At 43.8% G+C, this 24,155-nt stretch carries 17 protein-coding genes; 14 read left to right on the top strand and 3 right to left on the bottom strand.

The annotated features are described in order from the left end of the window. Nucleotides 1-112: 112 nt before the first annotated feature. On the top strand, nucleotides 113-2,857 hold the full coding sequence (locus tag ACUJFK_RS15150; protein WP_445426795.1) for an FAD-binding and (Fe-S)-binding domain-containing protein: 2,745 nt from the start codon (nucleotides 113-115) through the stop codon (nucleotides 2,855-2,857). Here the strand turns inward: ACUJFK_RS15150 and ACUJFK_RS15145 are convergent. Then, nucleotides 2,854-5,301, bottom strand: coding sequence for a putative bifunctional diguanylate cyclase/phosphodiesterase (locus ACUJFK_RS15145; protein ID WP_445425366.1), 2,448 nt, complete (start codon nucleotides 5,299-5,301; stop codon nucleotides 2,854-2,856). The two genes, ACUJFK_RS15150 and ACUJFK_RS15145, sit on opposite strands and share 4 nt — an antisense overlap. Nucleotides 5,302-5,529: 228 nt before the next feature. Between ACUJFK_RS15145 and ACUJFK_RS15140 the strand changes: the two genes are divergently transcribed. The 5 genes from ACUJFK_RS15140 (at nucleotide 5,530) to ACUJFK_RS15120 (ending at nucleotide 12,828) form a co-directional block, all read left to right on the top strand. Then, nucleotides 5,530-5,919 carry a response regulator gene (locus tag ACUJFK_RS15140; protein ID WP_226751181.1) on the top strand — a complete coding sequence of 130 codons (390 nt, stop codon included), beginning with the start codon at nucleotides 5,530-5,532 and terminating at the stop codon, nucleotides 5,917-5,919. A 54-nt stretch (nucleotides 5,920-5,973) separates the two neighbouring features. Next, nucleotides 5,974-7,779, top strand: a complete 1,806-nt coding sequence (locus ACUJFK_RS15135) for a PAS domain S-box protein (RefSeq protein WP_445425365.1) — start codon at nucleotides 5,974-5,976, stop codon at nucleotides 7,777-7,779. A 63-nt stretch (nucleotides 7,780-7,842) separates the two neighbouring features. Beyond that, a complete protein-coding gene (locus ACUJFK_RS15130) occupies nucleotides 7,843-8,391 on the top strand; it encodes a sensor histidine kinase (RefSeq protein WP_445425364.1) in 549 nt (182 codons plus the stop codon). Nucleotides 8,392-8,408: 17 nt separating this feature from the next. Further along, on the top strand, nucleotides 8,409-11,195 hold the full coding sequence (locus tag ACUJFK_RS15125) for a PAS domain-containing protein (RefSeq protein WP_445425363.1): 2,787 nt from the start codon (nucleotides 8,409-8,411) through the stop codon (nucleotides 11,193-11,195). Continuing rightward, nucleotides 11,188-12,828 (top strand): diguanylate cyclase, encoded by a 1,641-nt coding sequence (locus ACUJFK_RS15120; protein WP_445425362.1) that lies wholly within the window; start codon nucleotides 11,188-11,190, stop codon nucleotides 12,826-12,828. Before ACUJFK_RS15125 ends, ACUJFK_RS15120 begins: the two co-directional genes overlap by 8 nt. A 94-nt stretch (nucleotides 12,829-12,922) precedes the next feature. On the opposite strand, the gene luxS is transcribed toward ACUJFK_RS15120, so the two are convergent. After that, nucleotides 12,923-13,432 carry an S-ribosylhomocysteine lyase gene (luxS, locus tag ACUJFK_RS15115; RefSeq protein WP_445425361.1) on the bottom strand — a complete coding sequence of 170 codons (510 nt, stop codon included), beginning with the start codon at nucleotides 13,430-13,432 and terminating at the stop codon, nucleotides 12,923-12,925. 211 nt (nucleotides 13,433-13,643) lie between these two features. Here luxS and dnaK point away from each other — a divergent pair, with 211 nt between their 5' ends. The 7 genes from dnaK to ACUJFK_RS15080 all read left to right on the top strand — a co-directional run bounded on the left by dnaK (nucleotide 13,644) and on the right by ACUJFK_RS15080 (nucleotide 20,605). After that, nucleotides 13,644-15,551, top strand: a complete 1,908-nt coding sequence (gene dnaK, locus ACUJFK_RS15110; protein WP_445425360.1) for a molecular chaperone DnaK — start codon at nucleotides 13,644-13,646, stop codon at nucleotides 15,549-15,551. A 64-nt stretch (nucleotides 15,552-15,615) separates the two neighbouring features. Then, complete coding sequence (dnaJ, locus tag ACUJFK_RS15105) at nucleotides 15,616-16,746, top strand: molecular chaperone DnaJ (protein WP_236130049.1); 1,131 nt, start codon at nucleotides 15,616-15,618, stop codon at nucleotides 16,744-16,746. A gap of 99 nt (nucleotides 16,747-16,845) precedes the next feature. Next, nucleotides 16,846-17,658 carry a M48 family metallopeptidase gene (locus ACUJFK_RS15100; RefSeq protein ID WP_445425359.1) on the top strand — a complete coding sequence of 271 codons (813 nt, stop codon included), beginning with the start codon at nucleotides 16,846-16,848 and terminating at the stop codon, nucleotides 17,656-17,658. A gap of 165 nt (nucleotides 17,659-17,823) precedes the next feature. Beyond that, nucleotides 17,824-18,390, top strand: a complete 567-nt coding sequence (locus ACUJFK_RS15095; RefSeq protein ID WP_445425358.1) for a hypothetical protein — start codon at nucleotides 17,824-17,826, stop codon at nucleotides 18,388-18,390. 15 nt (nucleotides 18,391-18,405) lie between these two features. Next, nucleotides 18,406-18,612, top strand: coding sequence for a hypothetical protein (locus ACUJFK_RS15090; RefSeq protein WP_445425357.1), 207 nt, complete (start codon nucleotides 18,406-18,408; stop codon nucleotides 18,610-18,612). 30 nt (nucleotides 18,613-18,642) lie between these two features. Beyond that, nucleotides 18,643-19,500: an HprK-related kinase A gene (locus ACUJFK_RS15085; RefSeq protein ID WP_445425356.1), complete on the top strand. Its 858-nt coding sequence runs from the start codon at nucleotides 18,643-18,645 to the stop codon at nucleotides 19,498-19,500. A gap of 1 nt (nucleotide 19,501) precedes the next feature. Then, nucleotides 19,502-20,605, top strand: coding sequence for a nucleotidyltransferase family protein (locus ACUJFK_RS15080; RefSeq protein WP_445425355.1), 1,104 nt, complete (start codon nucleotides 19,502-19,504; stop codon nucleotides 20,603-20,605). Here ACUJFK_RS15080 and ACUJFK_RS15075 read toward each other — a convergent pair. Next, nucleotides 20,602-21,999, bottom strand: a complete 1,398-nt coding sequence (locus ACUJFK_RS15075) for a Na+/H+ antiporter NhaC family protein (RefSeq protein WP_445425354.1) — start codon at nucleotides 21,997-21,999, stop codon at nucleotides 20,602-20,604. The genes ACUJFK_RS15080 and ACUJFK_RS15075 overlap by 4 nt on opposite strands. A 131-nt stretch (nucleotides 22,000-22,130) precedes the next feature. On the opposite strand from ACUJFK_RS15075, the gene ACUJFK_RS15070 reads away from it, so the two are divergent. Next, nucleotides 22,131-24,002: an MFS transporter gene (locus ACUJFK_RS15070; protein ID WP_445425353.1), complete on the top strand. Its 1,872-nt coding sequence runs from the start codon at nucleotides 22,131-22,133 to the stop codon at nucleotides 24,000-24,002. Nucleotides 24,003-24,155: the final 153 nt, after the last annotated feature.

The raw sequence follows: 24,155 nt of genomic DNA, 5'->3' as shown, positions 1-24,155 counted from the left end.
TTCTTCGCAAAATCACCCACAAAGCACAACAAGCGCTAGCCTCTGTTCGAAAAAACTGTTAATTAGTATAAAACTGATTTCTTAGGTAAATGTTGTGAGTTGCCGCCCTGCTATTAGCCCTGCTTTTTTAGCCTCTGCCCATGCCGTTATTCCCAATGAACGCTGGTTTGACGATGCGTTATCCTGCTTAGCTTTTGGTACTGATGCCAGCTTCTATCGTTTAAATCCGCAATTGGTGTTGCGAGTCGAATCTGAGCTTGAAGTGGTGTCGTTGCTAAAACTGGCTTTGCAACACCAAGTGGCGGTGACGTTTCGCGCTGCGGGTACCAGCTTGTCAGGGCAAGCGGTAACGGATTCCGTATTATTGGTGCTTGGCGAAAATTGGCAGCAATATCGCATTTTTGGTTTAGGGGAACAGATCCGTTTAGGCCCCGGCGTGATTGGTGCACAAGCGAATAAATGGCTAGCGCCTTATGGTCGAAAAATAGGGCCGGATCCTGCCTCAATAAATAGTTGTAAAATTGGCGGTATCGTCGCCAATAATGCCAGTGGCATGTGCTGTGGTACGGCGCAAAACAGTTTTAATACCCTTGCGGGAATGCGGGTAGTCTTATTTGATGGCACCGTGCTAGACACCGAAGAGGCCGATAGTGTGGCGCGTTTTCGGCAATCGCATGCGGCATTACTGCGTCAATTGGCCGAACTTGCACAGCAAACTCAGCAAAACGCCGAGTTATTGGCGAAGATTCGCCATAAGTACCGCTTAAAAAATACCATGGGGTTTTCACTGAACGCCCTCACCGAATTTAGCGATCCTATCGATATCCTCAGCCATTTAATGGTGGGCTCCGAAGGCTGCTTGGGTTTTATCAGCAGTGTCACCTATCACACTGTGGCTGATCATGCCCATAAAGCGACAGCGTTGTGGGTTTTTCCTGATATTGTCAGTTGCTGTGCTGCAGTGAGTTTATTGAAAACGGCGCCGGTCGCGGCAGTAGAGCTGTTAGATAGACGAAGCTTACGTTCGGTATCAGGTAAAGCCGGTTTACCCCCTTGGGTTAAAACGTTATCCGATGGTGCTGCCGCTTTGTTGATTGAAAGTCGAGCTAACTCACCGGCGGCCTTACAGCGGCAATTAACCGAGCTAGCCGCCTTATCTGCACAATTCAGCCTTGAGCAAAGCGTTGATTTTAGTACTGACGCGAAGGTATCAGATCAATTGTGGGCGATCCGCAAAGGTACGTTTCCAGCGGTGGGCGCCGTTCGTGAAACCGGTACTACGGTGATCATTGAGGATGTCACTTTTCCTTTAGCCGATCTCGCCGCAGGTGTGCAAGCATTGCAGCAATTATTTGACCGTTATCAGTATCACGAGGCGATTATTTTTGGGCATGCGTTGGAAGGCAATTTACATTTTGTGTTCACGCAAAGCTTTAACAACGCTGAGCAAGTGGCGCGCTATGATGCGTTTATGCAAGATGTCGCGCATTTGGTTGCCGTTGAGTATGGTGGTTCATTAAAAGCCGAGCATGGCACTGGACGCAATATGGCGCCCTTCGTAGAGTTGGAGTGGGGGAGTGCGGCTTATCAACTTATGTGGCAGCTTAAAAAGTTATTCGATCCTAAGCATATTCTTAACCCAGATGTGGTGCTTAGCCAGGATAAAACCTTACATCTGCAACATCTAAAAGCGTTACCTGCAACTCATGCGTTAGTGGATAAATGTATTGAATGTGGCTTTTGCGAGCCGGTGTGCCCGTCACGTAAACTTACTTTAACGCCGCGACAACGCATTGTGGTGCAAAGAGAAATTAGCCATTTACAAACAACAGGGCAAAAGCCAGAACGTTTAAAGCAATTAATAAAAGATTATGCTTATCAAGGTAATGCCAGTTGCGCAGCTTGTGGCATGTGTAGTACAGCTTGTCCGGTGGGTATCAACACGGGCGATTTAACACGGCAATTACGCAGTAAAGATAATCAGTCGTGGCAGCCAGTTGCAAGACAGGTCGTTACGAAATTTGCCAAAGTGACTCAGCTGGCAAAGTTGGGTTTGCGAGTGGGGCAGCTGGCTTACGGTGTACTGGGTAAAAATACACCCATGTGGCACAGCGCTATGCCCACCGCCAACCGCATGCCAGCGTTGCCTCAGCAAACGGGTTTAAAACCGGTTTTGTATTTAAGCAGTTGTAGTAACCGGGTGATGGGGCCTGCTAAAGGTAGCAATGATGGCCGTTCACTACAGCAGGTAAGTGCCAACTTACTGGCTAAGGCCGGCTATCAATTGATTTTGGCCCCCGATTTAGCCAGTCAGTGTTGCGGTATGCCATTGCAATCAAAGGGACAATTTGCCGCACAACAACAGCAGCAACAGCAACTCAATACCTGGTTATTACAACATAGCCAGCAAGGTCAGATCCCTATTTTTTCTGACACCAGCCCCTGTAGTTTAACCTTGCAAGGTAAACTCGATCCACGCTTAAAACTGTACGATAGTATCGACTTTATTGCCGAGTTTGTGTTACCAAAGCTCACGCTAACCAAGATAAAACAGCCCATTGCGTTGCATATATGTTGTAGTGCGCAGCAGTTAGGGCAAGCAGATAAACTGATGGCGCTACTAGGTGCTTGCACCGAGCAAGTCGTAATGCCAGACAATATTAGTTGTTGTGGTTTTGCCGGAGATAAAGGTTTCTTTATGCCGGAGTTAAATGCTTCTGCATTATCAAGCTTAGCGTCTCAAGTAAGTGAGTGCTCATGGGGGGTATCAACCAGCCGAACCTGTGAAATAGGCTTAAGTCGGCACAGTGGTTTAGAATACCAGCATCTGATGTATGTGTTAGATCAGTGCAGCTAAGTATCGAGTAATTGCGATGAAGGCTGCAGCCATTGGCTTTGCTCTAACTCGGCGACTGTTAGCGGTTTACTGAAATAATAACCTTGATAAAAGTGGCAATATTCGTCTTGTAAAATGCTGAGTTGCTGTAATTGTTCCACCCCTTCTGCGGTCACTTTTAACTCTAGTTCTTTGGCCAGATGAATGATCGCTAGGGTGAGTCGTCTGGCTTTTGGGTCGGATAAATTACTCACGAAGCTGCGGTCTATTTTTAAAATATCCACCGGGTAGTTATTCAAGTAACTTAATGAAGAGTAGCCTGTACCAAAGTCATCTAAAGCGATGCTAAAGCCTTGCATTTTCAAATGCTCTAGCTTCTTCGTAATATGATCTTTTTGTTGAATTAAAATGCTTTCGGTAATTTCTAAGGTGAGCGCTGTTGCTGGTAATTGTTGTTTTTGGAGTAATTGTTGAAGCAATTCAGGCAGCTGCGCATCGGCGATATCTGGCACACTCAAATTGATACTTAATGTCAGTTCTGGCAGCGTTTTACGCCAGTGGGCTAGTTGCGCTAAGCCCTTATGCAACATCTGTTGGGTGAGCTGGCTAATTAGCCCTTCTTCTTCGAGCAGCGGGATAAAAGTATCTGGAGCAATCGGACCAAACTCGCTGTGCTGCCATCGTGACAATAACTCAAAGCCTTTTAACATCCCTTGGCTATTTACGATAGGTTGATAAACGGGATAAAACGCCTCGTCTAATAAGGCTTGTTTCAAGCTTTGTTGTATTTGATAACGCTTGCTGATGTTCGATTGCATCGTACTGTTATAGCAGCGAATTTGATAACCCGGTGTTTTCTTGGCTTCATGTTGTGCCATATTGGCTTGTTGCATTAATGTATCGGCATTAGCTGTTTGATCATGAGAAGCGCATAAACCAATACTTGCCGATAAATTAATATTGGCATGAAACGCCTCGGAGTGTTGCGAGAGTTGAAATAGCAATTTTTCTGCCAGTTTTTGCACTGCATTGACATCTGCTGAGTGAATTAAAAGCCAAAACTCATCGCCATTTTGCCGATACAATTTATCCTCTGCACGCAGTTGCTGTGCTAATTTCCATGCCACTGTTTGCAACAGTAAATCACCTGTGCCATGGCCATATACATCATTGACCAAATGAAATTTATTGAGATTCAATTTAAGAATATAAAAAGGCTGGCGATTTTGCTGCAAATGCTCAATATCTTTTTTTAATAGCCATAAAGTGGGCAGCGCAGTAAGGGTGTCGAGGTGCTGCACTAATTCGGGCTGGCGCATAATTTGGCGCTTTTGCTGTTGAAGCAGTCGGCTGCGTTTAACGCGGGCTTCAACCACCATAAGTAAACGCCAGGGGGCAATGGGTTTATGAATAAATTCATCACCTGCTAAACGCACGGCAGCGAGTTTTTCATCTGTGCTCTCGTCTGCCGACATAAATACAATAGGAATGTTGACTAATTCATTGTGTTGGCGAATAACTTGCCCTAGTTCTAAACCATGACAACCCGGCATATGTAAATCGATTAAAACCAACTCTGGCTGGTGTTTAATCATTAAAGTCAGAGCGTTTTTGGGGTCGTTAGTACAGAAAATTTGATAGCCTGCCAGTTGTAAGGCTTGACGATAAAAGCGTAATACATCGGCATCGTCATCAACTAATAAGATCCGATAAGGGTTTGCTTCCTGTGGTTGTAACAGGTTCGCCAGCATCTGAATTAATGCCTGTGAAGAAACCGGTTTCGCTAAAAAATGACTACTGCCAGCCCGCACTGCGGCTAGCCGGCTGTCAAAGGTATCAAAAGCAGAAATAAAAATAACAGGGAAATTAATACCTTGCTGCTCACGCAGCGCTATTAGATAATCGGCTCCTGCCGTTTCGCCTTCAGGGAATACCATGTCGCAAATTGCAGCAAGCGGCTGCTGTTCAGCAACGGTCGCAGAAAGTTGCTTAATATCTTGTAATTCAATAACATGATAGCCAGCCGCTTCTAATGGCGCTCGATGATACTGCAGCATGTCAGTATCATCATCAACAAACACTATTTTAGCGTGGTTAAAACCTAACGCGGCTAAGGGTACTTCAGGCTCATCAGCAACGTATTCATCTGTATAGTGGTTATTAAGCTCCTGAATTAAATCGGCGAGCTGCAGTTTTATCGTAGTGTCATTACTGACTTTAGTCGGTTCAACACTCTGTAACAAATGGTTGAGCGACTTGGCATAACGAGAAACATCCGGAAAGCCATAAATGCTGCCAGAACCAGCAAGTTGATGAGAGAGATGTTGCAGTTGCGTCAAAGCAGCGGGATCGGTGTTTTGCTGCAGTGCCATCCAGTTTTGCTGAATACTTTCTGCTTTGTGTCGCAAATTCAGTCGATATTGAATTTGCATGGCTCGCCATTTATTTTTGTCGGTTTGCTTCATGCGATTTAAATTTTCTACTTTCTTTAAATAACTTTAGCAAAGTTCTATGAGAAAAATAGCGTTTTTTTAGTTTGTCTCAAAAATAGTGACGAAACTCGAAATCATGCTGAGCACGGCAAGATCAAAAAGCGATATACAGGCGCTATTGTTAGAGTATGCTAGGATTGATTTGTATTTAATCTAATTTCCAAACAAGTTAAGTCGTCAGGTAAATTAAGTGAGGCTCTTATGGCATTAAAACGGATAATGCATGTAGAAGATGATGAGTCGATTCGAGCGGTAGCTGAAATCGCTTTGGTTGATGTTGCTGGTTTCGAACTGCTTAGTTGTGACAGCGGTGCAAGTGCAGTGGCTCAAGCAAGTGGTTTTAATCCAGAATTAATATTATTGGATGTCATGATGCCACAAATGGATGGCATGCAAACGCTAGCCGCACTGCGAGCCATACCAGAACTTGCTAGTGTGCCTGTGGTTTTTATGACAGCAAAAATTCAGCAAGCTGAGAAGCAGCATTATCTTGATGCAGGAGCTATTGCAGTGATAGACAAACCCTTTGAACCAATGGCTCTGGGCGACAGATTGCAGCAGTTGTTTGAGCAAGCACAGATCACTAACTAAGGTAATAAACACGTTGTTATGAAATTTGAACATCACGCCCGAGGGTGGTTGAGGTTGGCAACATTACCCCAATTGTTGCTGATACTGCTTTTATCGCTGTTGGGCTTTGGTTTTAATTTTTTACGATTGCCGCTTTTTTTTGACATAGACTTTATTTTTGGCTCTGTTTTTGCTGTTTTGGCACTGGTACTGCTTGGAACAAAAGCGGCTATTGTCGTCGGTATTATTGCTGCAAGTGCAACTGTGCTGATCTGGCAGCATCCCTTTGCTTGGTTTATTTTCAGTAGTGAAATACTTTGGTTAAGTTTACGCTATGGTAAAAATAATCAGACGAATTTAGTTCTGTTAGATTTGCAGTTTTGGCTATTAGCGTTGCCTGTAATAATAGGTTGTTATGCGCTTGTGCTTAACGCTCCCTCAAACACCGCTGTGCTGATTGCATTAAAGCAGATTAGTAATGGTATTTTTAATACTTTGGTTGTGGCTGTACTGGTTGCAATGATGCAACTAAACAAAACACTCAGTAAAAAACTTGCCTTACCCGCAATCAGTTTTGGGCAGTTGGTTTTTCTAACCCTGCTCAGTTTAACCCTGCTCGCTGGAAGTTTACCCGTCATTTTCGATGCTAAAAAATCAAAAGCGTTATACGAGCTAGCGGTGGTGGAACGCATGGCAGAGATCTCGGCCGTCATTGCATTGCAGCTAGAACATATACCAAAACCCAGCTCAACTTTGTTGCCGAGTGAGCTGCAACAACTCACCACGAGTTTACCTGTTGATCGAGGTTACGCGCTGGCACTCTTAGATAGTAAAAAGCAGCTTACTCAGTTGATGGGGCAAAACCAGACGATTACCGCCAATGCAGCGAACGCACTATCTACTGGTTTTCAACACTGGCAACCCAGTTCAGAACTCATCCCCATTCAAAGCTGGCGCAAAAGTCGGTATGTTTTTACTTATCCTTTGCGTTGGCAAAACGACCAATTTTGGCTAGTGATAGAGCAGCCCGCAAAGAGTGTTGTTGCGCAATTAGAGCAAGACAGTGCGCAGCAATTTGTGCGTTTAGTATTGTTTTTAGGGCTTACCATTGGGATCAGCGCTTTGCTCAGTAAAGCGATCAGCTTACCTTTGAGGCGTATTGATGTGGCAAGTCAGCGCATACAGGCTGATATTACTCAGCAACAAAAAACCGTTATGCCGCAAAGCCGTGTGTTGGAGTACAGCAATTTATCGCATACCTTGGCACAGATGAGTGCTCATTTAAACGATGCCTTTCAACGCAGCCGTATAACGCAATGTGAGTTAGAGCAACAAGTAACTCAACGAACGGAGGCGTTACAACACAGTAATAGCCAGCAAAATGCTATTTTATCGGCAGCATCCGATTTTTCGATTATTGCAACTGATCCTAACGGTGTTATTCAGTTTTTCAGTGTTGGAGCAGAGAAAATGCTTGGCTACCAAGCTGAGGAATTGGTAGGAAAGCAAACGCCAGAAATTTTGCATCAATCTTCAGAAGTGATGAACCGCATCAAAGAACTTAATGCAGAGCTGGCTGAACCGGTACAAGGTTTTCGTGCTTTTGTAATTAAAGCCGAACAAGAAGGAACGGAAACACATGAATGGACTTACCTGCATAAGTCTGGGCAAGCCATTCCGGTATCCCTAACGATAACGGTGATCCGTGATCATTCAGGTAAGATTAGCGGCTATCTTGGCATTGCGCGTGATGTGTCAGAACGTCATCGGACAGAACGTTTGAAGAACGAGTTTATTGCTACGGTAAGTCATGAACTTCGCACCCCTTTAACCGCAATTTATGCTTCTTTGCGTTTGGTTAACTCTGGGAAAATAAGCTAATTAAATAGCAAAACCACAAAGCTGCTAACGGTAGCGGAGCAGAATTGCGAACGACTGACAATATTGATTGATGATTTGCTGGATATCGAGAAGTTAATCTCGGGTAAGTTTGTTATGCCATTACAGATACAGCTATTACAGCCACTATTAGAGAAAGCAGTCGAAGGCGTGATGAGTTTTGCTAACGAATATCAAATTCGTTTTCGTATCGAGGTTCTGTCACCAGCGGTTTATGCTAATGTTAATGCAGAGCGGTTGATTCAAATTATTGTTAACCTGTTATCCAATGCTATTAAATTCTCACCGCACGGTGGTGAAATTAAATTAGTGTTGAGCGCTGAGCATAATCAAGCTCGGCTTGAAGTGATCGATCGTGGACAAGGTATTAAGGATGATTTTAAATCACGTATTTTTGAGAAGTTTGCCCAAGGCGATGCCTCGAGTAATCGAAATAAAGGTGGGACAGGTTTAGGGTTAGCCATCACAAAAGAACTCACAGAAAAGATGGGAGGGCAGGTGGGTTTTGATTCTCAATATGGTCTTGGTAGTACTTTCTGGTTGGCCTTTGCGCTGGCTAAGCCAGGATCCTGTTTAAATGATGAAACTAGCTAAGGCTGTAAAGAGGCATTATGCAAAAACCAGAAATTCCTTTATCTGAAGAGCGTCGATTACAGATATTACAGCAAACACAGCTGCTAGATACCGATCCCGAGGCTAGGTTTGATCGCATTACGCGTTTAGTGCAGCAATGTTTCAATGTGAAAATTGTGCTCATTTCATTGGTTGATCGAGAACGTCAGTTTCTGAAATCACGTCAAGGTTTAGATGTGTGTGAAACACATCGGGATATTTCATTTTGTGGCCATGCCATCTTAGCTGATGATGTTTTCGAAGTGTACGATGCGCAGCAAGATGCACGGTTTGATGATAATCCGTTAGTGACAACGTCACCTTTTATTCGTTTTTATGCTGGCGCGCCATTAACCTTAGCGAATGAACGTATTGGCACCTTGTGTTTAATTGATGAGGTACCGCGTCGTTTATCAAAACGAGAGCGTCAAAGCCTCAAACAGTTTGCGGAGCTTATAGAACAAGAAATTAATGATCGACTGCAAGAGCATGCGCATGAACAGCTTGCGGCAAGAGAATTAATGTATCGTTCGGTATTAGAAGGTACGCGCATAGGGACTTGGCAGTGGAATGTTCAAACCGGCGAAACCACGTTTAACGAACGCTGGGCTGAAATGGCGGGATACACTTTAGCTGAGTTAGCGCCTATTTCCATTTCTACCTGGTTTGATCTTGCACACCCTGGGGATGTTGAACAGTCTAACAGACTGTTAGAACAGCATTTTCGCGGCGAGTCAGCCTTTTATGATTGTAAATGTCGAATTCGACACCGAACCGGCGATTGGATTTGGGTGCATGACCGTGGTCGGGTAATCTCTTGGACTGATGATGGCAAGCCATTAATGATGTATGGTACCCATGCTGATATTACTGCCCAAAAACAGGCAGAATTAGAAATAAAAGCCAGCCGAGATCAGTTTCAAGCGTTGGTATCGAATATTCCCGGTATTACTTATCGATGTATGGTAGATAAAAACTGGACCATGCTGTTCATGAGCGGCAATATTGATCCGGTTTCGGGTTATCCAGCCAGTGACTTTATTAATAACAAGGTACGTACTTATGCCAGTGTAATCCATCCTGAAGATCGTGCCTGGTTAGAAAAGGCCGTGGACCAAGCAGTGGCAGAGCAGCAAAGCTGGCAATTGCAGTACCGTGTTATACACAAAAACGGTGAGATCCATTGGGTGGAAGAGCGTGGCAAAGCCGATTACGCCGAAGATGGCAAGGTGCGTTTTCTCGATGGTTTTATTTTGGATATCTCTGAAGAAAAGCTCGCTAAGCACAAGTTGTCCGCTTTAGCATCACAATTACCCGGCGCGGTATACCAGTATCAGCAGTGGCCAGATGGTCGTGTGGCGTTTCCTTATGCAAGTAATGCGATGGAGCGAGTCTATGGTATTTCTTTGGAGCAGTTAAAAAAAGATGCATCAATGGCGTTTGCTAAAATTCATCCAGAGGATTTAACCGGTTTAGTAGAGAGTATTGAACAATCGAGGCTAACTCTAGCTGAATGGTATCATGAGTATCGCGTGATCAATGAAGATAAGTCCATAATTTGGTTATCCGGTTCGTCTCAGCCAGAAGCCATGCCCGATGGCAGTACGTTGTGGCATGGCTATATTCAAGATATCACCACCATCAAACAATACTATTTGCAGTTAGAACAGGTGAATCGTGAATTAAAAATGGCTCAGCAACGGCTTGATAGTGCCAGTAAAAATGCCGCCATCGGTTTTTGGCAGGCATCATTGGTGACAGGAGAGTTATGGTGGTCACCGATGATTTATCAATTATTTGGTTTTGATGAGCAAGATATCAAGCCGAGCATAGCCTTGTTTAAAAGTATTGTGCATCCGGATGATCGTCAGTTAGTGGAACAAAGTGAGCTAATGGCGCAAGAAACGGGCGTGCATGATGTTATCCATCGCATTATTCGCCCAGACGGCACTATTTGCTGGGTGCATGGAGTGGCTAAATTGTTGCCACTGACCGAAAACCCCGAAAAATTGTTGGTAGGTTCGGTGCAAGATGTTACTGAACGAATGATATTACAACAACTTAAAGATGAATTTATAGCGACGGTAAGCCATGAATTACGCACCCCTCTGACGGCGATTAAAGGGGCGTTAAGTTTATTAAATGCTGGCGCCAGGGATCAAATTTCCGATAAGATGCAAAAGATGTTGCAAATTGCGTCCAGTAATACCGGGCGTTTATCTAACTTAATTAATGACTTACTTGACATTGAAAAGTTAACTGCGGGTAAGGTACAGCTTAATATCCAACCTTTGCATGTTGCAACAGAACTGCAGCAGGCACTGGAAAATTTATTACTTTACGCTGAGCAATATAAAATCACCTTAAATATTGAGCAATGTGATGACCGTCTGTGTGTGTTAGCCGATGCCATGCGTTTACAACAAGTACTGACTAATTTGATCTCTAATGCCGTTAAATTTTCATACCCTGAGGGTACAGTGGCCATTAACGCTGAGCATTTGGGTGACAAAGTGCAAATCTCGATCACGGATAACGGTATTGGAATAGACCCTGAATTTACACATCGCGTGTTTGAACGTTTTGCTCAAGCGGATGGTTCCAATAATCGACAAACCGGCGGAACCGGCTTAGGTTTAGCCATTTGCAAAGAATTAATTGAGCAAATGCAGGGAACCATTAGCTTTGACTCTGTTCTTGCAGAGGGCAGCACCTTCCGTTTTGTGTTACCATATTGTCAAAAACCTGATTTTATCTCTGTTGTACAGGAAGATCCTGATGAATAGTACCCCTGCTAAACGATCGCCGTCTGAAGCGTTTGCGCAGTTGCGACAGCGTTTTGAGCACGGTTTGCCAGAACGATTAGCGCGTATGGCAAAGCTTGCAAAAGCCGATGTCAGCAAAGAGCCTTTAACACAGCTCATGGCAGAAGCACATAAATTGGCAGGTGCTTGCGGTACCTTTGGATACGCCAGTTTAGGTATACAAGCCCGGCAAATTGAACAATTAACCTTAATTATTATTAACAAAACGGATGTTGATCAACAGCAAGCCATACCCTCGTTAAAGCGCGCGGTATTAGAGTTCGGAATTGCTGTAGACAAAGCTTTACGCAATAAATACAGTGAATTAGGCATTCCTGATCCAATAATATTGCAACCGAACACCATTTGGTTAATTCTCGATTCTAAAACCATTATTGATGAATTTAGCCAGCAGTTGACCGCATTTGGGATGCAAGTTGAGCTATTTAATGCTTTTGATGAATGTTTACAACGGCTGCAAAATACCGCACCGACTATTTTGTTGTCAGCCATATCTTTAGCGGATGGCAGCCTGTTGTTTGAGCAGACGCTACTTTTAGACCAGTTAGTTAAAAAGCATGCGCGTTTGCTGGTTTTATCTGCTAAGGATAATTTTGATTTACGTATTAAAGCAGCACAACAGCGTGCCGATGCCTTTTTTGTAGCACCTTTAGATATCCCTAGCTGTATTTCTACCATTACGGAGTTACTTGAAACTCACAGTGGCAGTTTTGGCCGGGTATTTATTGTTGATGATGATACCTTATTGGCTGAGCATTACGCTTTAGTTTTGCAAAATGTCGGTATTGAAACAGCGATTGTCAAAAATGTCCGCGATATTGTGAACGAGTTAATGCGCTTTGGGCCTGATCTAGTTTTAATGGATATTTACATGCCAGAGATTTCTGGCGCTGAACTGGCAGGGCTGATTCGGCAATATCCCTCTTTGAAGCGTATACCTATTGTTTATCTCTCTTCAGAGGTGAACAAATCCCTTCAGTTGCGCGCCATGGCACATGGGGCAGATGATTTTTTAACCAAGCCGATTGACGACTCGCAGTTAACACAAGCAATAAAAGTGCGGTTAGCACGCAGTATTCAGATTAAAAACTTAATTGAAAAAGATGGTTTAACAGGCTTAATTAAACACAGCTCGATTAAAAGTGCTGTGGATATAGAATTAGATCGTACCCGGCGTGAACAGCAACCGCTTAGTGTTGTGATGGTTGATATCGATTTGTTTAAATCGGTAAATGATAATTATGGTCATGCCATTGGTGATATGGTTATTTCGGCCTTGGCAACATTATTACGCAAACGTATCCGTAAAACGGATCGCGCCGGTCGCTATGGTGGTGAAGAGTTTTTACTGGTGTTACCCGATTGCGGTGCCGAAGAAGCCAAAAAAATAACTGAAAGTATTCTCGATGCGTTTAGAAAGTTAAAGTTTACGGCTGAGGATAACACCTTTAGCTGTACTTTCTCTGCGGGCGTGGTTTCAACCAGTAACCAGCCTTTTACTGATGCGGCAAAGATGATCGTTGCTGCGGATGATGCGCTATATCACGCAAAAGAAACGGGCCGAAATCGCATTTGTGTTGCTGAGGATGATTAACATTAAAAACCCTACAATAGGGCAGCCAGCAGTCATGCTAAACACGTTAACTGTTCTGTATGACAGCAAGCTGACCTTTTTGTGAGCGATACAATTATAATTTGCTGAGTACTTCAGCGGGGAGTGCTAATTCATCATTACGGTTAACACCCACACCGCGCGTTAAAATGTTTTGCGCAATCTGTTTGGCTTCGTCTAATGAATGCATCTGCGCAGTGCCACATTGATAGATATTTAATTCTGGAATATCTTTTTGGCTGGCAACCTGTAACACATCCGTCATCGCGGCTTGCCAAGCTTGACCAACACGTTGCTCATCAGGCGTACCAATTAAGCTCATGTAAAAACCGGTGCGGCAGCCCATTGGTGAGATATCAATAATCTCAACGTCTGCACTGTTTAAGTGATCCCGCATAAAACCGGCAAATAAGTGCTCTAAAGTGTGAATACCTTTCTCAGATAAGATTTCTTCGTTCGGTACGCAAAAACGTAAATCATAAACGGTGATTGCGTCCCCCTTAGGCGTGTTCATCTTCTTCGCAACCCGAACGGCAGGCGCTCGCATAATGGTATGGTCTACGGTAAAGCTATCAAGTAATGGCATAGCGGATCCTATTTAAAAAAAAGTGTTGGTCGATTATAGCCCTGAGCGATGGTTTAAGTTAACCGCTTTTCAACAAAAGGCGCGTTAAAGTCATTTAACTTAGACAAAATCAAAAAAAATCACGTTGATAACCTTGAATAGATCAGGGCTAATCCCCACTAATTTACCATCGCAACGATACATTGTTCAGAATATTAGGTGGAGAGAAATTATGGGTAGAATTATTGGTATTGACTTGGGTACAACCAACTCTTGTGTGGCTATTTTAGATGGCGATAAGCCAAGAGTATTAGAGAATGCTGAAGGCGCTCGTACTACGCCATCCATCATTGCTTATGCAGAAGATGGTGAAGTTTTAGTAGGGCAACCAGCAAAACGTCAAGCGGTGACCAACCCTAAAAATACTCTGTATGCAATCAAGCGTTTAATTGGCCGTCGTTTTGAAGACGAAGAAGTGCAACGCGACATCAAAATCATGCCGTTCAAAATTGTTAAAGCAGACAATGGTGACGCTTGGGTTGAAGTAAAAGACCGAAAATTAGCTGCGCCACAAATTTCAGCTGAAATCTTGAAAAAAATGAAGAAAACCGCTGAAGATTATCTTGGTGAAGCGGTTACTGCGGCCGTTATTACGGTTCCAGCCTATTTCAACGATGCACAACGTCAAGCGACTAAAGATGCTGGCCGTATCGCAGGTTTAGACGTTAAACGTATTATCAACGAACCGACAGCTGCGGCATTAGCCTACGGTATGGATAAAAAGAAAGGCGACACCAAAGTTGCAGTATATGACTTAGGTGGCGGTACTTTCGATATCTCTATTATTGAAATTGATGATGTTGATGGCGAGCAAACGTTTGAAGTATTAGCGACTAACGGTGATACTCACTTAGGTGGTGAAGACTTTGATAACCGCGTAATCAACTACTTAGTTGAAGAGTTTAAGAAAGAGCAAGGCATGGATTTACGTAATGATCCTTTAGCCATGCAACGTTTAAAAGAAGCAGCAGAAAAAGCGAAAATTGAGCTGTCATCTGCTTCACAAACTGAAGTTAACTTACCGTATATCACTGCAGATGCCTCAGGTCCAAAACACCTGAACATCAAAGTGACTCGCGCTAAATTAGAATCTTTGGTTGAAGATTTAGTACAACGCACCCTAGAGCCATTGAAAAAGGCGCTTGCTGATGCCGATTTAAGTGTCAGCGAAATCAACGAGATTATTCTGGTTGGTGGTCAAACGCGTATGCCGAAAGTACAAGAAGCCGTTACCGCTTTCTTTGGTAAAGAGCCTCGTAAAGACGTTAACCCAGATGAAGCCGTTGCGGTTGGTGCGGCCATTCAAGGTGCGGTGCTGTCAGGTGATGTTAAAGACGTTTTATTACTGGATGTTACCCCGTTATCACTGGGTATCGAAACCATGGGTAGCGTGATGACAGCTCTGATTGAGAAAAACACCACTATCCCGACGAAAAAGTCGCAAGTGTTCTCAACGGCAGATGATAACCAATCTGCGGTGACGATCCACGTGATCCAGGGTGAGCGTAAGCGCGCTTCAGATAACAAATCTCTGGGCCAATTTAACTTAGAAGGTATTCGCCCAGGCCGTCGTGGCGAGCCACAAATTGAAGTAACTTTCGATTTAGATGCGGACGGTATTTTACACGTGTCGGCGAAAGACAAAGACACCGGTAAAGAGCAAAAGATCACCATCAAAGCTTCTTCAGGTTTAAGTGAGGAAGAAATCGATAAAATGGTGCGTGATGCCGAAGCGAATGCTGAAGAAGATAAAAAGTTCGAAGAAATGGTGCAGGCACGTAACCAAGCCGATGCTATGGTACACTCTACCCGCAAACAGCTGGAAGAAGCCGGTTCTGCCTTAGCTGCCAATGATAAAGAAGCTATCGAGAACGCGATTACCGATCTGGAAAAAGCGATGAAAGGCAGCGATAAAGCTGACATCGAAGCGAAAACCCAGGCCTTGTTACAAGCTTCGCAAAAACTGATGGAAGCAGCACAAGCTAGAGGTCAGCAGGGTGGTGAAGAAACTGCTCAGCAGTCTGCTGGCGATGATGTTGTTGACGCTGAGTTTGAAGAAGTTAAAGACGACAAGAAGTAATTATCACCCATATCGGGCTGCAGCATAATCTGTAGCCCTTTTACTGAGAATTAAGCACAGATCTATGTCCAAGCGTGACTATTATGAAGTATTAGGTGTCGCTAAAGGCGCCGATGATAAAGAGATCAAAAAGGCTTATAAACGCCTCGCCATGAAATTTCACCCCGATCGCACACAGGGTGATAAAGCCATGGAAGAGAAGTTTAAAGAAGTGCAAGAAGCCTATGAGATTTTGTCTGACGACCAGAAAAAAGCCGCCTATGATCGCTTCGGCCATGCCGGGGTAGATCCGAATCGTGGTGCGGGTGGTGGCGGCAATGCTGACTTTGGTGATATTTTCGGCGACGTGTTCGGTGATATCTTCGGAGGCGGTGGCCGTCGCGGTCAATCACGGGCACAGCGCGGCTCAGATCTTCGTTACAACTTAGAACTGACATTAGAAGAAGCCGTTAAAGGTAAATCGGTCGACATTAAAGTACCAACGATGGTCGGTTGTGATAGCTGTGATGGTTCAGGTGCCAAAAAAGGCACTTCAGCCAAGAGCTGCCCAACCTGCCATGGTGCTGGGCAAGTGACGATGCGCCAAGGCTTTTTCGCGGTACAACAAACCTGTCCTACTTGTAGTGGTCGTGGCAAGATTATTCCTGATCCGTGCAGCAAGTGTCATGGTGAAGGGCGCATTGAAAAAACCAAAACGTTGGCCGTTAAAATACCCGCAGGTGTAGATACCGGTGACCGTATTCGTTTAACCGGCGAAGGCGAAGCAGGCATGCATGGCGCTCCGGCGGGTGATTTGTATGTGCAGGTCAGCGTTAAGCAACACGCCATTTTCCAGCGTGATGGTAACAACCTGTATTGCGATGTGCCATTAAGCTTTGCGACCGCAGCTTTAGGTGGTGAAATTGATGTGCCGACCTTAGATGGCCGGGTTAAATTAAAGATCCCAGCTGAAACACAAACTGAGAAAATGTTCCGCCTACGTGGCAAGGGCGTGCAATCAGTGCGTGGTGGGGGTGTCGGTGATTTAGTGTGTAAAGTGGTGATTGAAACGCCAGTGAATTTATCTGAGCGGCAAAAAGAGCTACTAAGACAACTAGACGATAGCATGGCTGGCGACAGTGAAGCCAAGCATCGTCCTAAGTCAAAAGGGTTCTTCGATGGTGTGAAGAAGTTTTTTGATGATTTAACTAACTAATCTCATTAGTAAAAAAAACCACCCATAATCGGGTGGTTTTTTTATGCCAGCAGAGTAAACTGGTCAAATGTGTTCGATGTGTTTGCAAAAGGATTTAAGATGATAAAGAAATTATGGGTGTCAGCCATTTGTACCGTGTTATTGGTGGCCTGTGCTGAGTCACCGACCGGTCGTCGTCAAGTGATGCTGTACGATAACCAGCAATTAAACACCATGGGTGCACAAACCTTCGAAGAGATGAAAGCGGCGGAAAAAATCAGCAACGATGCTGAAATTAATCGCTATGTGTTATGTATCAGCAATGCCTTACTGAAAGTAACCCCTGATGAATATCAGCAACAAAGCTGGGAAATTGTGGTTTTTGATAGCGAACAAGTGAATGCCTTTGCGTTACCCGGTGGTAAGATTGGCGTTTATACCGGCTTGTTAAAAGTGGCTGAAACACCAGCACAATTAGCTGCAGTAGTAGGGCATGAAATTGCGCACGTGATGGCGGGCCACAGCAATGAGCGGCTTTCTACCAATCAATTTTTACAAATGGCCCTAGCCCTAGGCGATGCCGGCTCTAAAGCCTATGGCGTGCAATATCAGCAAGAATTAATGTCGGCCTTAGGTGTTGGTGCGCAATTAGGCGTTGCCTTACCGTTTAGCCGAGCTCATGAAACAGAATCTGATATAATTGGCCTCGAATTAATGTCAAAAGCAGGTTTTGACCCAAGCGAAGCGGTTAACTTATGGCGTAATATGGCAAAGGCCAGTGGCCCTGCTGGACCACAGTTTTTATCCAGCCACCCTGTACCCGAAACCCGTATTACGACCTTACAAGAGATGATGCCTGAGGCGAATGGTTTTTATACACAGCGCAAAGCAGCAGGCAATTTGCCAAGTTGCCGCAAACCCGCTAAATTATAGATAGGCGATTTAATTAAATAACGTCAGTTTATTTTACACTAACCCGATATTCCTGATGTTGGGTTTTAAAGAACCCCTTAAAAAACAGGTATCTGTGTTTTTGGTGTATAAATTGCATGTTTAATTGTAAGTTCACAGAATTCAACTTGTTGTAGGAAGGTTTATATGCAAGGAAACAACCCGAAAGATCAACACGATGCAAAAGTCAGTCGTCGTAAATTTCTCACCCGTACCGGTGCAGGTTTGGTTATTGCTTCTTTACCTTCAAAGTCTGTATGGGCCACAACTTGTGGTGTGGCAAATTCTATTTGTGCCTCTGGTCATGGTTCTGATTTTGCGCAAGGTAATAATATTAAAACTGTGGGTCCATCTAGTTTTGTTTTGCCACGTGGTGATCATCCGAACAATCCTAGGTTTAAAGATATTTTTGGTGAACGCTTCAATAACATATCAAACCCTCCAAATATAGGAGCAAATGTTCGTTTCCGCGCCATAATAAACAATGACGATAATAAAGGCCCTTCAGGGATCAATAGGTTATTGGTTGGAATGTATCTCAATGCTACAAATAGTGGTGCTCATCCATCGGATACCATTTTCTATCCTATTATAGGTGTAGGTAAACCTTTTTCTTCAGCAGATCTTTTTGCTAAAAATATATACGATTTAGCTGTAGACAATCGCCCTGAAGCCTTAAGAATTTTTAATGATATTGTTCCTGGATGGAGTTGATTGTCAGTTATATTCATGAATTTGAAACTAAAACCCGAAATTTTGGTGCATAGCTTTTCTGATTTTTCGGGTTGTGTTTTTTTTAATATTATTAACGGTCAAACTTTTGCTTTGGCAATTACAGCAACTGAACTACAAGAGTTTATAAGTTCAGGCCTTGCAAATCCTAAATGGGATTCAAGCCTAATTACTAGGTTAGCGGAGTTGACTGATGCAATTTAGTATAGTTTTAATGGGTAATTTGATAATTTTATGGGCCCATTAAACAAGCTCGTTATTCCTCCATTTTGTTTTGAAGTCCAAACCAACATTCCATTGGTTTTAGAAAATCTTAGCAATATTTACGGTCAGCAATTTAAAAAAACAAATCAGTTAACTGATTTTATTGTTCGTGCTGAACGTAGCGGTGGTATTCGTCGTTTTATTAAGCCGCAAGCGCGTTTTTTCTCTGATCAACAAGAGCCTTTTCAACCACTGCGATTGCAGCAAGCTTATGCTATGTTAGAGTGGGGCATGAATTGGTGTGTTGCAACTCATGAAATGCAGTATGTAATTATTCACTCTGCGGTGTTAGCAAAAGATAATAAGGCTATTTTATTTCCTGCCCCACCTGGATCAGGTAAGAGCACTTTAACCGCCTATCTAGCTTTTAATGGCTGGCGCTTACTATCTGATGAAATGGCGCTGATTATTCCTCGAACCAAAACGGTACAACCATTTGTGCGGCCAATTTGCTTAAAGAATCGCTCTATTAATTTGGCTAAAGAGTGGTTCCCTAATGCAGTATTTTCCTCAGTCGCAACTGATACACATAAAGGTGATGTTATTCACTTATCTCCACCATTAGAAAGCTGGCAAGCAGCTAATATTCCTGCTGAAGTTGTAGGCGTTGTTTTCCCTCATTACACACCAGCAAAAGTGCTCGATATTTATCAGTTAAATCAAACTCAAAGTTTTATGCAGTTAGCAGAGAATGCTTTTAACTATGGTGTGATTGGTAATGAAGGATTTGAAACACTTACCGCGATAATAGAGCAAGTGCCAGGTTTTGAAATCTTCTATAATAATGTTAATGAAGTCGCGAAATTTTTAGAGCAGGAACTACTTTAAATTGTGTATTAATAAGTTGTTATGTCGCTGCTTTTTTGAGCCTGAGTTTGCTAGAACACTAACGGCTGATCAGTGGGAGCCTCTTGTTAGAGTATTACGCAATCAACAATTGCTTGCTCGGTATAGCTTAAGGTATAAACAGGCAGGAGTGTTTTCTTCATTACCAGAGTATACGCAGCGCCACATGCGAAATGCCGAAATTATAGCAAGCAAGCAGTATCGACAAATTGATGCAGAAGCGCGCGAGCTAGTAACTTTTCTGGCGACTGTTAAAGTTATTCCTGTTTTTTTGAAAGGTACGGCCTATGCATTGCAGTCAAATTTAACGGTAGGCCTTGGCAGAACTTTTAGTGACATAGATATTTTAGTTCCTAAATTGAGTATTAATGAGGTAGAACAGCGTTTAGCTATTTCAGGATACCTTGGCGAAGCTATAAGTAATTATGATAATTATTATTATCGTAATTGGACGCATGAAATTCCGCCAATACGCCACCATAATCGTGGGACAGTAATAGACATACACCATAATTTAATACCGCCAATATCTGGTCGTGCGCCAGATATCAAAGCGTTTAATCGACATATTATTACTACTGAAAAAGGCTATGCAGTTCTAGATCTGCCTGCTATTACCCTGCATAGTTTGGTTCATTTATTGTTTAACGAAGATTTTAAGAACGCTTTTCGTGATCTAACCGACCTGCATTTGTTATTTGAAGATTTTAGCGAGGATGACTGGACAAAGATTATTAATCTAAGCGTTGAGACCGGCTTTATGTTTGAATTGATGTTGGCTACACGTTACTGCAATAACATTTTACAAACAGATATTCCGGCATGGGTTTGCCAACAGCTTGAGCAAATAAAACCGAAAGCTTGGCGCATGCGCTTGCTCGATTTTATTTTCGGTTACACATTATTACCCAAACATCCGTTAACGACCTCTAAGAAACAAAAGCTTGCGGTATTTTTTGCCTTTGTCCGCGGACACTTTTTAAAAATGCCATTGCACATTTTGCTCGGGCATTTAACGATGAAAAGTTTCTTCGGGCTAAGAGATGCCATTTTTGGTAAGCATCAATTTAGCCCGAAAAAGCATTAGCTGCTTTGAGATGGGCGGCGCAACACGATTACGCCAAGTGCCACGATGAAAAGTAACATACAGTAGTAATTATAAGTAATGACCTGCCACGGTGAAATGCCAAAGCTCGCACCTAACAGCAACGCCTGCGCACCATAGGGTACCAAGCCCTGACTGATACAAGCAAAGATATCCAATAAGCTCGCGCTGCGTTTCGGGGTGATCTGGTGCTGCTTTGCTAAATTGCGGCTCACATCACCCGTTAATACGATCGCCACCGTGTTGTTAGCAATACACAAGTTACTGATAAAGGCTAAAGCGGCGATGGCCAATTGCTGGGCTTTGTTGCCGGCCAGTTTAATACTTGAGGTTAGCTTCTGTATTTGTGATGAAATCCACTGTAAGCCACCTTGTTGTTTGATGAACTCACTCAGCGCACTAACTAACATCGCCAGTAAGAAAATCTCCTGCACGTTGGCAAAGCCGGTAGCAATATCGGTACCTAAACCGCTAATCGCGTAATCTGCAAAAATACTCCCTTGCAAAGCAGCCAGTAAAATACCCAGCAGTAGCACCACAAACACATTCAGCCCCATCACGGCTAAAAATAAGATGGCGGCATAGGGAAGCACGCCAGTCCAATTTACCGTTTCGCTGACAATGGCTGTGGGTGCGGTGGTCATTATACTAAAAGCGATGAGGGTGAAAAACGCTGCTGGCAGAGCGATTTTAATGTTCTCTTTAAATTTGTCTGCCATCTTGGCACCTTGCGTGCGAGTAGCGGCAATGGTGGTGTCTGAGATAATTGACAGGTTATCGCCAAACATGGCGCCGCTCAGTAACACACCGGCTACCAAAGCCGGCTCTAAATCCGCTTGATTGGCTAAGCCAACGGCAATTGGCGCTAAAGCGCCTATCGTGCCCATCGAAGTGCCCATCGCGGTGGAAACCAGTGCTGCAATAATAAATAAACCAGGTAATAAAAATTGTGCCGGGATCACACTAAGACCGGCATTCACCACCGCATCAACCCCGCCAGTGGCTGTTGCCACACTAGCAAAAGCACCGGCAAGCAGATAGATTAAGCACATCGTAATAATATTATGATTACCTGCCCCCTTAACCATTACCTCTATTGATTGGGTTAACGGCGCGCGATGTAACCAAATGGCTAACATTAACGCGGGAATAATGGCAACATGCCCAGGCAATTGATAGAACGCATAATCGACGTTTTGGCTTTGGAAATACAAGCCGCTTCCGAGAAACAGCAGAATAAAAAACAGTAATGGCAGCAGCGAACGGCGCGCGCCAACAGTGGCAACAGTATTCAATTTAGCGACCTCATAAAATGGCTGCGCAATATATAGATGGCCAGACGTCTTGTCAATGCGGCCGCGTTGGCTGCAGGCCATTTAGGTTGCAGCTATGTGCATTTGAGTTTACACCGCTAAGGTAAAGTATTCTTGATAATAAAACCAAGTATTTACCGCAAGCGATGCAGAATAAAAAACTATAAGGCTAGATTGTCTAGCAAGGAGCAGTGATGGATCCGCAGCAAAAGCTATCATCTAAACGATTTATCCCCTTTTTCTTTACTCAAGCCTTGGGCGCGTTTAACGATAATGTATTTAAAAACGCCTTAATGCTGCTTCTCACTTTCGGCGCTGCCAGTGCCATGCCTTGGAGTGTTGATGTCAGTATGAACTTGGCTGCAGGCTTATTTATCTTACCTTTTTTATTGTTCTCTGCGACTGCCGGTACTTTGGCTGACAGTGTATGTAAAACACGGCTGATCCAGCGCTTAAAGCTCATAGAAGTGGGGCTGATGTGTATGGCGGCACTGGCCTTTATGTTTGAGCAATATGTGTATTTATTGGGTGTGCTGTTTTTAATGGGCGCGCAATCGGCATTTTTTGGGCCGGTAAAATACGCCATATTGCCGCAGCTTTTAACGGACAAACAGTTACTAGGGGGGAATGCTTGGGTAGAAATGGGCACGTTTATTGCCATTTTACTCGGTACTGTCGTCGGTGGTTTATTGGTGGGTATTAACAATGCGAATACCTGGATTGGCTTAATGGTGATTTTCTTTGCGCTGGCGGGTTACCTGGTGAGTTTGCAAATCCCTAAAGTGGGGGTGGTAGAAAATGCGCCTCACTTTCATTTTGCCCCGTGGCAGCAAACCTTAGCAACGGTGCGAATTAGCTATCAAAATCGCACTTTATATTTGGCGATTATGGCCATTAGCTGGTTTTGGTTTTTAGGTGCCAGCTATTTAACGCAATTTCCAAATTTTACCAAAACCGTTCTTGGGGGGGATAACACGGTGGTCACCGCATTACTGGTGGCGTTTTCAGTGGGTGTCGGAATGGGTTCGTTGTTGTGCGAACGCTTGTCGGGTAAGCGTGTCGAACTGGGTATCGTGCCCATTGGCTCTATCGGTTTAACGTGTTTTGGTATCAGTTTATATTTTAGTACGCCGGCAACAGTGTCTTCTGAGCTATTAAGCTTACCGGCGTTTTTAAGCAGCAGTTTTGGCTGGTGGGTGTTACTCGATTTGAGTTTAATCGGCATGTTTGGTGGGCTATTTATTGTGCCCTTGTATGCGTTATTACAGCAACGCGCTAATCCTGCCGAGCGGGCACGCATGATTGCGGCCAATAACATTTTTAACGCACTGTTTATGGTGGTAAGTGCTATCGCCGGCATTGTGTTCTTAACGGTATTTGAGCTGAGTATTCCGCAGTATTTTTTAATCCTAGCGCTGATGAACGCCGTTGTTGCTGCTTATGTCTATAGCCAAGTGCCGGAGTTTGCGCTGCGTTTTGTTATTTACTTATTAAGCCACACGCTGTATCGCGTTAAAGCAAGCGGTTTAGAGCATATCCCAACTGAGGGCCCTGTCGTCTTAGTCGCTAATCATGTGAGTTATGTTGATGCTCTTTTAATTGCGGGTGCAGTGCGTCGACCTGTTCGCTTTGTTATGGATCAGGGTATTTTTAAGATCCCGGTGGCAAATTTATTGTTTCGAGCGGCAAAAACTATTCCGATCTGCAGTAAGCATAAAGATGAAGCGGTGCACGAGGCTGCCTTTGCCGCGATTGCGCGTGAGTTAGCCCAGGGCAATATTATTTGCATCTTCCCAGAAGGGCACTTAACCAAAGACGGGGAAATTTATCGCTTTCGCCCTGGTATTGAGCGGATTATTGCTGAGTCAGCTGTACCTGTGGTGCCGATGGCGCTGCAAGGTTTATGGGGGTCGTTTTTTAGTCACCATGGCAAAGGCGCATTTAAAATTAAAGGTCGTTTTTGGTCAAGGGTACAGCTGCATGTCGGCCCCAGTGTCGCAGCTGAACAGGTCAGTGCTGCTGGGTTAGAGCAGCACGTCAGGCAGTTGCGAGGCAATGATCTTTAAAGGTTATGATTCAACATAATTAACATTTTCCATGTTAAAGAAGTTGGTTTGTGTCCAAAATCTTTACAGAATTAGGCTTCTCTTAAATTTTGCAGGCTTTCAATGTTAACTGGATGGCTTGATATGTAAGTGATGCGACGGAAATGTTACGCT

This window comes from Alishewanella sp. HL-SH06 (assembly GCF_052656265.1).
The sequence above is the reverse complement of the archived record's forward strand: the minus strand, read 5'-3'. Positions and strand labels throughout refer to the sequence as shown.

Excerpts from the sequence above, each read along its gene's own strand:
- ACUJFK_RS15140 (WP_226751181.1), top strand. The coding sequence starts at position 5,530 with ATGGCATTAAAACGGATAATGCATGTAGAAGATGATGAGTCGATTCGA.
- ACUJFK_RS15070 (WP_445425353.1), top strand. The coding sequence starts at position 22,131 with ATGGATCCGCAGCAAAAGCTATCATCTAAACGATTTATCCCCTTTTTC.
- ACUJFK_RS15075 (WP_445425354.1), bottom strand. The coding sequence starts at position 21,999 with ATGGCCTGCAGCCAACGCGGCCGCATTGACAAGACGTCTGGCCATCTA.
- ACUJFK_RS15145 (WP_445425366.1), bottom strand. The coding sequence starts at position 5,301 with ATGAAGCAAACCGACAAAAATAAATGGCGAGCCATGCAAATTCAATAT.
- dnaK (WP_445425360.1), top strand. The coding sequence starts at position 13,644 with ATGGGTAGAATTATTGGTATTGACTTGGGTACAACCAACTCTTGTGTG.
- ACUJFK_RS15085 (WP_445425356.1), top strand. The coding sequence starts at position 18,643 with ATGGGCCCATTAAACAAGCTCGTTATTCCTCCATTTTGTTTTGAAGTC.
- ACUJFK_RS15095 (WP_445425358.1), top strand. The coding sequence starts at position 17,824 with ATGCAAGGAAACAACCCGAAAGATCAACACGATGCAAAAGTCAGTCGT.
- ACUJFK_RS15090 (WP_445425357.1), top strand. The coding sequence starts at position 18,406 with ATGAATTTGAAACTAAAACCCGAAATTTTGGTGCATAGCTTTTCTGAT.
- ACUJFK_RS15120 (WP_445425362.1), top strand. The coding sequence starts at position 11,188 with ATGAATAGTACCCCTGCTAAACGATCGCCGTCTGAAGCGTTTGCGCAG.
- ACUJFK_RS15125 (WP_445425363.1), top strand. The coding sequence starts at position 8,409 with ATGCAAAAACCAGAAATTCCTTTATCTGAAGAGCGTCGATTACAGATA.
- luxS (WP_445425361.1), bottom strand. The coding sequence starts at position 13,432 with ATGCCATTACTTGATAGCTTTACCGTAGACCATACCATTATGCGAGCG.
- ACUJFK_RS15100 (WP_445425359.1), top strand. The coding sequence starts at position 16,846 with ATGATAAAGAAATTATGGGTGTCAGCCATTTGTACCGTGTTATTGGTG.
- dnaJ (WP_236130049.1), top strand. The coding sequence starts at position 15,616 with ATGTCCAAGCGTGACTATTATGAAGTATTAGGTGTCGCTAAAGGCGCC.